Source organism: Microcoleus sp. Z1_A1 (assembly GCF_036700305.1).
GTDB lineage: Bacteria > Cyanobacteriota > Cyanobacteriia > Cyanobacteriales > Microcoleaceae > Microcoleus.
The window spans coordinates 104,096-116,561 of the sequence record NZ_JAUBOR010000006.1 but is presented as its reverse complement, the minus strand read 5'-3'; the positions used below and the strand labels follow the sequence as shown (position 1 = coordinate 116,561).

7 protein-coding genes are annotated in these 12,466 nt (G+C 43.2%); 6 read left to right on the top strand and 1 reads right to left on the bottom strand.

Annotated elements, in window-relative coordinates; genetic code table 11:
- Nucleotides 1-12: 12 nt before the first annotated feature.
- From QT973_RS05800 to QT973_RS05775, 6 genes are all read left to right on the top strand, one after another.
- Complete coding sequence (locus QT973_RS05800; protein WP_333390869.1) at nucleotides 13-1,125, top strand: class I SAM-dependent methyltransferase; 1,113 nt, start codon at nucleotides 13-15, stop codon at nucleotides 1,123-1,125.
- Nucleotides 1,126-1,158: 33 nt separating this feature from the next.
- Entirely contained in the window at nucleotides 1,159-3,207 is a 2,049-nt protein-coding gene (locus QT973_RS05795) for a thiamine pyrophosphate-dependent enzyme (RefSeq protein WP_333273424.1), read from the top strand.
- Between the two features lie 17 nt (nucleotides 3,208-3,224).
- Nucleotides 3,225-4,409 carry a DegT/DnrJ/EryC1/StrS aminotransferase family protein gene (locus QT973_RS05790; protein ID WP_333390867.1) on the top strand — a complete coding sequence of 395 codons (1,185 nt, stop codon included), beginning with the start codon at nucleotides 3,225-3,227 and terminating at the stop codon, nucleotides 4,407-4,409.
- A gap of 29 nt (nucleotides 4,410-4,438) precedes the next feature.
- Nucleotides 4,439-5,953, top strand: a complete 1,515-nt coding sequence (locus QT973_RS05785) for a B12-binding domain-containing radical SAM protein (protein ID WP_333273419.1) — start codon at nucleotides 4,439-4,441, stop codon at nucleotides 5,951-5,953.
- Between the two features lie 227 nt (nucleotides 5,954-6,180).
- Nucleotides 6,181-7,395, top strand: a complete 1,215-nt coding sequence (lhgO, locus tag QT973_RS05780; protein ID WP_333273416.1) for an L-2-hydroxyglutarate oxidase — start codon at nucleotides 6,181-6,183, stop codon at nucleotides 7,393-7,395.
- A gap of 105 nt (nucleotides 7,396-7,500) precedes the next feature.
- Nucleotides 7,501-9,222 carry a hypothetical protein gene (locus tag QT973_RS05775; protein ID WP_333273413.1) on the top strand — a complete coding sequence of 574 codons (1,722 nt, stop codon included), beginning with the start codon at nucleotides 7,501-7,503 and terminating at the stop codon, nucleotides 9,220-9,222.
- Here the strand turns inward: QT973_RS05775 and QT973_RS05770 are convergent.
- Entirely contained in the window at nucleotides 9,198-12,308 is a 3,111-nt protein-coding gene (locus QT973_RS05770) for a tetratricopeptide repeat protein (protein WP_333273410.1), read from the bottom strand. The genes QT973_RS05775 and QT973_RS05770 overlap by 25 nt on opposite strands.
- Nucleotides 12,309-12,466 lie beyond the last annotated feature (158 nt).

Below are 12,466 nucleotides of genomic sequence, written 5' to 3'. Positions count from 1 at the left end.
AACATCAAAAAAATGAGTGTAATTGAACAGCTAAAATTGCAGTTATCCAGTTTTTCACAGCTTTGGGATACTGAACAAGAAACTCTTGCAGAGCGGGCGGCTTTAGTTCCCGACAACGGCATAATTGTTGAAATTGGTACTGCTCAAGGTGGTTCGGCTACTATCTTCCAAGCGATTGCCGGCACCAGGGGAGCTAAAATTCACTCCTACGATATTGCTCCCTCCGCAGAAGCTTATGAACGATTAAAAAATACAAACGTTACCATTCATGCTCAACCCTCAGTAGAAGGTGCTCAAAGTTGGCAAGAAACAGTTAATAAACCGATCGACTTACTGTTTATAGATGGCAGCCACGCTCTCCAGCACGTCTTTGAAGATTTTAAATCCTGGGTTCCTTTTCTTAAACCGGGTGCCCAAGTATTGTTCCACGATTTTGATTCCCAGGAGCGAGGCGGCTTAATTCATTTCGGGGTGCAAGTTATGGCAACAACGCTCTTGCGCCTCGGAATTTTGGAAGCACCCGTTCACAAAGACCGAATTCTTTACGGAACAATTAGTCGACCAGAAACAGTCAGTCTGGAAGCAAAAGACTGCTATCAAACCTTTCAGGAGATGGGGCGCGGACTTGTTCGGCTGTGGGAAACAGATTATACGAACTGGACGCTGGTAGGAGACGAACCGTTTGCAAATTTGATCCGGGGTTGCCTCAAAATAAACCCGGAGGCGACGCTATACACCGCAGAGCAAGCACCGCTCCAAGGTAATTATCTGGTATTTGCTCGACCTTTGGCTCCGGCTTTAGAGACTTTGTTCTCGCGCGGGATTCCGACAGATTCGATCGCAGTAATAGATAACTGTCAAGCTTGCTACCTAGTGGCTCAGGCGCTTCAAAACCACCGGAATCACTTATTAGCTATCACTTCATCTCGAAAAGAAGTGTTTCGCTGGGAAGAAATATTATTTATGTTCGATCACGCTTTTGGGGAATCGCTCTTTCCCAAACGGATTGAAAAATTTCCCAACGAATCAAACATTGTTCAACTGTCGTCGTTGGTAGCGCGCGAACAAGTTTGCCTGACATTTCTAGCACGCATCCTGCAAACACTTGTAGGCTGGAATCCTTAACAAAATACCGCCTGTAAAATTATGGAGTATCTCATGTACAGTCAGTTTTACAGATCGCTGTACCGCATCCGCCGAGTAGAAGAAGAAGTTGCCAAAGTTTATCCAACGGATAAAATCAAAAGTCCCGTTCATCTTTCTATTGGTCAAGAGGCGGTATCCGTTGGCATTTGCGAAGCTTTGCAACCGGATGATGTAGTTTTTGGCACTTACCGAAGCCACGCCCTGTATCTAGCTAAGGGCGGCGACTTAAATAAAATGATTGCTGAATTGTACGGAAAAGCAACAGGTTGTGCGAAGGGCAAAGGCGGCTCTATGCACATGATAGACCTGGCGGCAAATGTGATGGGATCGTCAGCGGTTGTCGGGACAACAATCGCGAACGCCATCGGCTATGCTTACGCACTAAAACATCAGCCACAAGACTCTATTGTTGTCAGTATTTTCGGCGACGGCGCAGTAGATGAAGGTGTGTTTGCTGAAAGCATGAACTGGGCGGCTCTCAAAAAATTGCCGATGATTTTTGTATGCGAAAATAATGGCTATGCAATTCATACGCACCAGCGTGAACGGCAGAAGTTGGACAATATCTGCGATCGCGCCCGCAGTTACGGCATCCCGGCAGAAAAAATAGAAGGCAATGACACTCTGACTATCTATGAAAAAATTGGCGCTGCTGCTAAAGCTTTGCGAAACGGCGAACCGGGCCCATTTTTCTTTGAGTGCATGACCTACCGCTGGAAAGAGCACGTCGGGCCGAATGAAGATTATCACTTAGGCTACCGCACGAAAGAAGAGGCAGAACCTTGGATTAAAAATGACCAAGTAAAGCGTTTAGCAGAACTGGTTGAACCAGAAGAACGCCAGAAAATAGAAGCGGAAATAGAAGTAGAAATTAAAGCTGCCTTTGAGTTTGCTGAAGCTAGTCCTTTCCCAGAAATCCCTGAATTATACAAGGATGTTTTCAAGGAAAAGGTCGCCAGTGATGCTGTAGCTGAATCAGAAGTCAAGCCGCTATCTGTAACAGAAACAGTCACCATTGGCGATCGCGAAATTAGCTATGTAGAAGCAGTGCGAGAAGCAACAGACTTAGAAATGGATCGCGATGCTTCTGTAATTTTATTTGGATTAGATGTAGACGATCCGAAAGCAATTCAGGGAACAGTGAAAGGGTTGCCGGCAAAGTACGGACACGAACGAGTATTTGGCACACCGTTGTCAGAAGATGCCATGACTGGTGCGGCGATCGGCATGGCTTTAGCCGGTTTGAAACCCATTCACGTTCACATCCGCATGGACTTCTTAATGTTGTCCATGAACCAGTTAGTTAACATGGCCGCCAAGATGCACTATATGTACGGGGGACAAGTATCTGTACCACTGGTAGTGCGGGCGATGATTGGCAAAAGCTGGGGGCAGGGAGCACAGCATTCTCAAGGACTTTACTCCTTTTTTATGCACGTTCCCGGTCTCAAAGTCGTGGCACCAACAACGCCCTATGATGCTAAAGGCTGTTTAATTGCCGCCATCCGCGACGGCAACCCAGTGATCTATGTTGAACACCGCATCCTGCACTTCCAAAAAGGGCCGGTGCCGGAGTCGGCTTATACGGTACTTCCGGGAAAAGCCCGGATCACTGCTGTCGGCAAAGATATCACCTTAGTTGGCATTTCTTATATGCAAATTGAGTGCCTGCGGGCCCAACGCTATTTGGAAGAAGTGGGTATTAGTGCTGAGGTAATTGACCCGATTTGGTTAAGTCCTTTGGATATTGATACTATTGCTGAATCAGTCCGTAAAACTGGCAAACTTTGCGTCGTAGATAGTGATTGGACAGCTTGCGGGGCGAGTGCTGAAATTATTGCCCAGGTAACGGAACGGTTGCAAGGGGTGTGCGATGTGCGGGTGCGTCGCATGGGGTTTGCCCCCGTTACTTGTCCGACAACTCCTAGTTTGGAGGCGCATTTCTATCCTAATGGTCGCACGATTGCTGGTGCGGCTTACGAGTTAGTAAAAGGCAATAATGATTGGTTGCCTGTAGAGCGGGCAGATTTGAAAGATATTGAATTTAAGGGGCCTTTTTAACGATGCAGAAAACACCAATGATGTCTGACAAAAACCTGAAAATGCCTTTGATGCAAAATAACATCACAAGGGCTGATTTAGATGCGGCGATCGCCTTTCTCCAGCAAGATGACCCGATTTTAACCCAATCTAAGCAGGTGCAAGCCTTTGAAAAAGAATGGTCAGAATGGCTCGGAGTCAAGTATAGCGTATTTGTCAATTCTGGTTCCTCAGCTAACCAGGTGACAATGTGCGCCCTGCGAGAGACTTACGGCGTAGGGGAAGTCATCGTACCGACACTGACGTGGGTATCCGATATCGCCTCAGTAATTCAAGCGGGTTTAAAGCCTGTATTTGTTGACATCAACCCCCGCACGCTGGGCATGGATATTGACCAGGTAATTGAGAAAATTACCCCGCAGACGAAAGCCGTCTTTTTAACCCACGTCCTCGGTTACAATGCCCTAAATCAAAGCTTGTTAGATGAGTTAGAGGCGCGGAACATTCCCCTGATTGAAGATGTCTGCGAGTCCTACGGGGCAACTTTTCAGGGGCGGAAATTGGGAGCGTTTGGGCTGATGTCTAATTTCTCTTTTTATTACGCTCATCACATGAGTACAATAGAAGGGGGCATGATTTGTACCAATGACAGCAACCTGTACCAAATGCTGCGGATGTTCCGCTCTCACGGCATGGTACGGGAGTCAACTTCCGATGAGTTGAAACAGTCATATTATGATAAGCATCCTGACCTCAATCCCGACTTTATTTTTGCTTTTCCTGCCTATAATGTCAGGAGTACAGAAATTAATGCGGTGATTGGGCGATCGCAACTCAAGCGGCTGGATGACAACAATAAAATTAGAACTGAGAACTTGTTACTGTTCCTGCAAAACTTAGACCCTGACAAGTACGAGACTGATTTTGAAACCGAAGGTAGTTGTAATTACGCCTTTACGCTGATATTGAAACAGCCAGACACCGCGCTCCGCGACAAGGTGATGCAGGCACTTCGCGAACAAGGCGTTGAGTTCCGCAGGGGGACAGCGGGGGGAGGCAATCAGTTGCGCCAGCCTTATTTGAAAAAGCTTTTTGGTGAGGCTGATTTGGCTAACTTTACTAAAGTAGATCACGTCCATTTTTACGGCTTTTACATTGGCAATTATCCGGGATTGGAAAAAGAGAAAATTATGGAATTGTGTTCTCTTTTAAACAAACAGTAGTCTTAGTAAAGCAAAAATTGGAGGCAATAATGACTATCGAAAATAAGTTGGATTTGGTACTCGTCAACCCTGGGAATCGAGCCAAAATCTACCAGTCTCTCAGCTCTACCCTAGCTGCCGTCGAGCCGCCTGTTTGGGCTGGCTTAATGGCAACTTTCGTTCGGAATCACGGCTTTTCAGTTAATATTATCGATGCTACTGCCGAGGAGTTAAGTCCGCAGGAAACGGCAGAGAAAATAGCTGAGTTAAACCCTGTTTTGACGGCTGTAGTTGTATACGGCCAACAACCCTCAGCATCTACCCAAGTAATGCCGGGAGCTAGTGCAGTTTGCACCGCAATCAAGCATATTTCACCGGATTTAAAGGTACTTTTAGTTGGTGGTCACGTCGCAGCTTTGCCGGAGCGATCGCTGCGGGAGGAAGAAACTGATTTTGTTGCAGCCGGGGAAGGGCTTTATACAATGCTGGAACTGCTGGCAGCCCTAAAATCAGACGCGCCAGATTACAGCAAAGTGCGCGGTTTGTTGTATTGGGAAGGCAAGGAAGTTAAAGCAAATCCTCCCGCACCCCTGCTGATGGATGTAGAAGAAAAAATGCCCGGAATTGCCTGGGATTTGCTGCCGATGGAGAAGTATCGGGCGCACAATTGGCACTGTTTTGACGGTCTCGTCCGCGAACCTTACGCGGCTATTTACACAACTTTGGGCTGTCCTTTCCATTGTAGTTTCTGCTGCATCCAAGCACCGTTTAAGACTGGTGAGAAAGAGTTGGGATATAGGGACATTACCAATAGTTATCGCTTTTGGAGTCCAGAACACGTCATTTCCCAAATTGAGATTCTGGTGAATAAATATGGGGTCCGGAATATCAAGTTTGCGGATGAAATGTTCGTGCTTAATCCCAAGCACGTTTTGGGTATCTGTGACTTGATTATTGAGCGGGGTTACGACCTTAATATCTGGGCTTACGCGCGGGTAGATACCGTCAGGGATGAGATGCTGGACAAGCTGAAACGGGCTGGTTTTAATTGGCTGGCTTTTGGGATTGAAGCTGCGAGCGATCGCGTGCGGGACGACGTACAGAAAGGTGTTGGTCAAGAGGATATTTACAAAACCATTAAAAAAGTTAGGGAGGCTGGCATAAATGTAATTGGTAATTACATTTTTGGCTTGCCAGAAGATGACTTGGAGACGATGCAGGAGACGCTAGATTTAGCTCTCGATCTCAATTGCGAGTTTGCTAATTTTTACTCGACGATGGCTTATCCGGGTTCCCAATTGTACAATATGGCTCTTAAGGAAGGGTGGCAGTTGCCGGAAAGTTGGAGTGGCTATTCTCAGCATTCTGTAGATACCTTACCGCTACCTACTAAGTATTTGCCTGCATCTGAAGTTTTGCGCTTCCGAGATAATGCCTTCCAGATATATTTTAGTAGTCCGAAGTATCTGGAGATGATTACTCAGAAGTTTGGGCCAGAAACGGCTGCACATATTCGGGAGATGGCTTCTCACAAACTAGAACGGAAACTATTAGTGACTGTTTAGATATAGCCTTTCTCAAAAAGGTGAGGTACGAATTTTGCCCTGGAAAGCTTGACAATACAGGGTTTCTGTATACCTCATTTATCTGAGAACCGCTATAGTTTGCTCAATTACCTCATCTTCTTTGGGGAGATGAGGTAATTGACCCTAAAACTTGTAGTCTGTGCAGCCGGAGTTGGATCGGGTAGTGATAGGTTTAAACCTGTCAATATTTTTAAATAATTATCGTTATGGTATCTTCTGATTTTTCTAGTACCGAGCAATATGATTTCGCCGTGATTGGTGGCGGAATTGTCGGATTATCGACAGCAATGGCTTTAGGTCATCGCAATCCCGATGCCCGAATTTTAGTGATAGAAAAAGAGTCAACTTGGGCGGCACACCAAACTGGAAATAATAGTGGGGTGATTCACTCCGGCATTTACTACAAACCGGGTAGTTTAAAAGCGAAATTGTGCCGGGAGGGAAATCATTTACTGAGTGAATTCTGTCAAAAGCATGGGATTGATTATGAAATCTGCGGAAAGGTGATTGTAGCAACAAGTTCGGAAGAATTGCCTCTTTTAGAGAACCTTTACGAACGGGGTTTAGCTAATGGGTTGAATATTCAGAAAGTTACTACTGAAGAAGTTAAGGAAATTGAACCTCATATCAGTTGTTTAGGAGGTATCCGAGTTGCAAGTACAGGAATTGTGAATTATAGGCAAGTTTGCCAAAAGTATGCAGAACTGGTTGCGAGTAGGGGTGGTGAACTTCGGCTATCTACTAAAGTAATCGCAATCGTGCCTACTTCGCAGGGTTATGTACTCGAAACGAGTCAAGGTTCCTTCCCAGCTAAGTTTATAGTTAATTGTGCCGGACTGTTTAGCGATCGCGTGGCCAAACTCGGTCGAGTTGACCCGCAAGTTCAGATCGTACCTTTCCGGGGAGAGTATTATGAATTGAGACCAGAAAAGCGTTACCTGGTCAAGCACTTGATTTATCCAGTCCCCAATCCCAATTTTCCTTTTTTGGGAGTTCACTTTACGCGCATGATTGACGGTAGCATCCATGCAGGCCCTAACGCTGTCCTCAGCCTTAAGCGAGAAGGCTACCAGAAAACGGACATCAATCTGCGCGACTTAGCTGAAGTTTTCACCTACCCTGGTTTCTGGAAATTAGCCGCTAAATATGCGGGAGTTGGTCTGGAAGAAATGGTTCGCTCTTTCAGTAAAGCTGCTTTTGTGAGGAGTCTACAAAAGTTGATTCCTGAAGTGCAAGCTGATGATTTGGTTCCCACCCATGCAGGCGTTAGAGCCCAAGCCTTGACAAAAGATGGTGGATTAGTGGATGATTTTTTGTTAGTCAGAGGTGAGAAAGCAATTCATGTTTGTAATGCTCCTTCGCCTGCGGCTACAGCTTCTTTAGCGATCGGGGAGGCGATTGTTGTTTTTGGATGGAGTTGAGACAGCAGGCACTTAATCGTGATTGTAAAAATTAAACAATTTTAACTCTGACCGTGTATTTGGCTAACTAACTGTTTTAGGTGTATATAAAGAGGAGCAACTCAAGTGATCTTATTTCTCAATGTTTTTATTACAGATAATCGAGTCAAATACCATCGAGGTCATTATGGTGATTCCTATGACAGACTCACTGTGTTTAAATACACTTTAGCAAGTTACTCAGTTATAGAATGGAGTCATGTAATTATTTACTATGGTTTGGATGTTAGCTATCAAAGCCGTCGTGAAGAAATAAAATCATGGATTAACTCTTTATTTAAAAATCCTACAGTTTATGAATTCCCCCTAACTCATCAGTCTGAATGGCGAGAAGCTATGGAAGAAGTCTTTAGTTTTGAAGATGATGATTTAGTTTTATTTTGTTGTAAGGACAATCACGTTTTTATTGACTATGATACTGATTTAATTTATAAGTTGGGAGTTAAACTTACATCTTTGTCCCAAGACCATCCTTATGTGGGTTGTGCACTTTCTCATTGGCCAGAGTTTTTAGCTTATAGTGCTAAACCGAGTTATAATATTTTCCCCCCCGATCCTCATAACGGAATAATCATAGAAGATACCGAACAATACTGTGTAATTAAAGAGTGGAGCGTTAATGATAGCATATATATTGTTAATAAGAACTGGCTGAAATATCTATGGTGTGAAGTAGATTATGGAGATACTCATCTTGTCCAACCTGATTGGGTGCCAGGGGTGAGGAGAGTACCTACTACTACTATCGTGCCATATCGGGAATTATTCAGACATTTTGATGCTTATACTCATGTAAATATTGGTTTAAATTTATGTCCGCCATTATACGTTCCTGAGGGTTTCTTTGAAAATGACATTAAAATATTGTATTGTGCCGACGAAAGAAAGCCAGGTTATGTTCATTTTAATCCTAAAATAAAAGATTACTATGCACATGATGCTGTATATGGTGTAGATTCTAGATATTGTCTAGAAGATTTACCTCTTTTTTGGAAAAATAGAATCTCTTCAATTGAAGTTGTCCACGAAATAGATCGAGAGCTTTTACTAAGATATCGAGATAATGCTGTCTTGGAGTTGGCATCATCAAGGCTAATCAATTATGAAGGGGTTAAGTTCTCAGACTTAGCTAAACGTATTAAGTTTGCTCTTCGCAGTGATTACTATTTATTAGAAAAGCCCTCTCTAAATTCTTGCTATGGTGCCCGAGTAAATATATTATTAAATATCCTAGGAGAAACCACTAAAGAGAAACCGGAGTTCGGCACTGTTTACCAAAGTGAAAGAATTTTCCGAATCGCTCAATACTGTACTCAGGAATGGAGTGGTGATTTGATTCAGCTTGGTTTTCCGAGAACAGAGGCTACAAAAAAACTAGCCCAAGTTGCCCAAAAATATAATCGGCGATTATTTATTGTGGGTTTAGCAGAAAAAGCTGAGACCAAAAATATTTCCCCTAATTTAGAAGAAACCTTATTAGCTGATATTGAACCCTACGCCGATGTGGTGTCAATTATATGCTTAGGCGCATTAACTGAAGAGGTTATCCACTTAATAAAAAATTTGGAATTTTGCTTCGCTTTTCTTGACAGCTTGGATAGCTATGACACCTGCTTAACAGCTATAAAAACAGTTGCATATTGCTCTGGAGTTGTAGCTATTGATAATGTTTTAAACAACAAAGAAATTAGTCGTGCATTTCTCCTTGGATCTGAGATAGTTACTCATCGGAGTAAACTTTATCTACCTCTTTGTCGAGAAGCTTATCTCCTGTGGCCTTCGGCTTGACTTATAATGGAGTTATATATAATTTTAATAGCTTCATTGTAAATCACTTGCCAGTCGCAATCATAGTTGCGAGTCATGTGATTGGACTTATCCTGATCGACAATGTATTTGCTGTCAATCACTACAGGTGGTATACAGTTTTCTCTTGCTTCTACATATAGAGGTTCCACCACATACCCAGGAAAACCTGTATTGGCATGAATTATACCTGGCTTGTTGGAAATCATGGATAGATAACAAGTTTCGCTACCTAATGTAGCAATATATAAGTCTATGGCGTTACATAACAAAATATTTTCATAATTGGGACGACCGAAAGCATTGTAAGTTTGAATGTAGGTAGGAAGAATATCTAAAACCTCCTCAACAAAAGTTTTAATAGGTGCTTTTAAATGAGAAATTTCCTCGGGGGTCGCTTCTTCACTTTCTTTGGGAGACCAGCCTCCAAAGACAACTGCTAAATTGGGAAATTCAGAGTACAAACTCTTAATAAGATTTGCTGTTCCCTCTACTTGGGATACCCATATTCTACTACGATAGCGACAGCCAACCCATATAATCGGGAAATGTTGTCTTACTCTTTCGAGCTCTTGCAAGAAAGCTGAAGAACATCTTTTCAAAGAAGCCTGAATAAGTCGGTTTGCTAACTTTTCTGTGACCACTAAATCAGTCGGTCTGATGCAAAAATAATTATTTGACATGATAGTTTTGAAAATATCGATGCCAGTTTTAGCAGGATGAATAAATTTTTCTAGAGGGATTTCCGGGAAAATATTAGCAATACTGAAATACTCATAAAGTCCTACTGAAAACTTATCTATTTTTTCCAGTATTCCGTTTTCATATAGGTTTTGAAGGCCAGACATATCATTCCAAAAAAAATGTCCAATATTAGCGATAAATCCAGACAAAGCTACAGTTTCTTTTTTTTGTTGGCTATTAATATAAGATTTAAACAACACCCAATAACTAGCAACACAGCTTTTCAAGGTGTTTATAGTGTTTTGACTCGTTTGTAAAGCCCACCAATCCTTTCCCCGGATCAAGATTATCTCCAAATGGGGAAAATAAATAGAACGCTTGCTGCCCCCCCATCCGCCAACGATTAAATAGAAAACATTGACTCCTATAAAACGATAAACAATATTAGTATCGCCAAAATTAAATGATTGATTCGATCTAACAATTCTTCCGCTAATAGGGCAAATTGAATAAATATAACCGGTTTCTACCATGCTCTGTTGAAAATCAAGACCTTGTGTAACATCGGGATGTCCTAATCCTTCCCAAAGTTTTTTTTCAACTTTTCTGGCGAGATGGCCCCTCTGATTTTGATGAAAATTGTTAATGTATATTTCTTCCAAATTTATATCATCCCGGCTCATTAATTCTAGGTTGGAGATGGAAAACCCAGATTTTTCAAGAAATATCTTAGCGGAGTCGGCTAAAAAGTCGATCGCGAACACAGTACATTGGCTGGTTTCTCTAAAGTGGGTTTCTGCTGTCGCTAGTTGAATTTCCGTTTGACAATAAACACTGGTCTCATCCAGTGGGCCTAATTGATTCAATCCCTTCCATATATACTCGCAAACTTCACCAGCACTAGGGTGTCTTTGCGGAGTCTGTTGGAAACAAACTAAAGCTTCATTTATCAAACCTTGTTTAGCCAAATTTATACTTAACTGATGGTAAACACCCGCATGGCTGGAATCGCTGTTAGATACTTGATGGTAGCAAGCCATCACCTCATTAAGGAAACCTTCCTGAATTAAGAGCTTGGCTAAATTAAAGCAACTATCTCGTTCTTCGGGTTGAATATCTAAGGCTTTTTGGTAGCATTTTAATGATTCCTCTAGGCGGTATTTTTGACATAAAAGCATCCCCAAATTCAAGTAGTCCGCTACACTTGGCTGCTGAAGAACTACCTGCTGATAAGCGGCGATCGCTTCGTCAATCTTCCCTTCTCCTTCTAACAGTTCTGCGGTGCGGCGGTAACAACGACTTGCTTCTTCTCGATCGCCAAGTTTTGCCTGTGATTCTCCTAACAAGTAGTAAGTCTGTGGCAAATCTTGGGAAAATTCAACTGCCTGCTGGTAAACAACAATCGCCTCTTCCCATTTTTCCTCACGAGCGAGAAGAGAACCCAACTGGTGATAAACTTTCCCAGAGCTTGGGTTCCGATCGACAGCACAGCGGTAAGCTGCGATCGCTTCCTCGATCTGTTCCTGTCTTACAAAAGCTTGGGCCAACTGCAACCAGGCTTCTAAGTTATCTGGTTGGATCTGCAAAAGATTGTGATAGCCTTCCACGTTGTCTGGATTGAGTTCTATCATGTGGCGGTAGGAGACTATCGCTTCTGCTACATCCCCCTGATTTGCCAGAACTTTCCCCAACTGCTGGTGCAATAAAAAAGATTTTGGGTTGAGTTCGAGCGCGCGACGGTAAGCTGCGATCGCTTCCTCCATCTGTTCCTGTCTTACAAAAGCTTGGGCCAACTGCAACCAGGCTCCTAAGTTATCTGGTTGGATCTGCAAAAGATGGTGATAGCCTTCCACGTTGTCTGGATTGAGTTCTATCATGTGGCGGTAGGAGGCGAGCGCTTCTGCTAAATCCAACTGAGTTCGCTCTTCCAGTGCATTTGCCAAGGCATGATGAATCCAATCAGCATCAGGGTTCAGTTCACTTGCACGGCGGTAAGCGGCGATCGCTTCATCAAATTGACCCAGTTTTGCTAAAGTATTACCTAGGCCCACAAAAGTCCCAAAATGTGCGGGATTGAGTTCAATCGCTTTGCGGAAGGCTACAGCCGATTCTTCCCATTTTTGCTGTTGAGCGAGGGAATCTCCTAAATGGTGGTAAGACCAAGAAAAATCCGGCTTGAGTTCTATAGCGCAGCGAAAAGCTGTGACTGCTTCCTCCCATCGTCCCAGTTTGGCTAGAGCTTCCCCTAACTGCTGGTGAAACCATGAGTTGGCGGGATTTAACTCAATGGCACGGCAATAAGCTGCGATCGCATCTTCTAGTTCTCCCTCTTGGAGAAGTTGATTGCCCTTGTCGAATTCGGTCACAGCGTTTTGCTCGTTCATTTTGCTAAATTACTTTTTCGTTATATAATATAATGCCATACTTAATCGGGTAATTACTCCAGCACCAACCTGCTTATAATATAATTTTGCTAACACCTTGTCAAGTGGCTTGACGTCTGGTATAGTCGTGACACTAACGGTTTTATACCATTGCCACC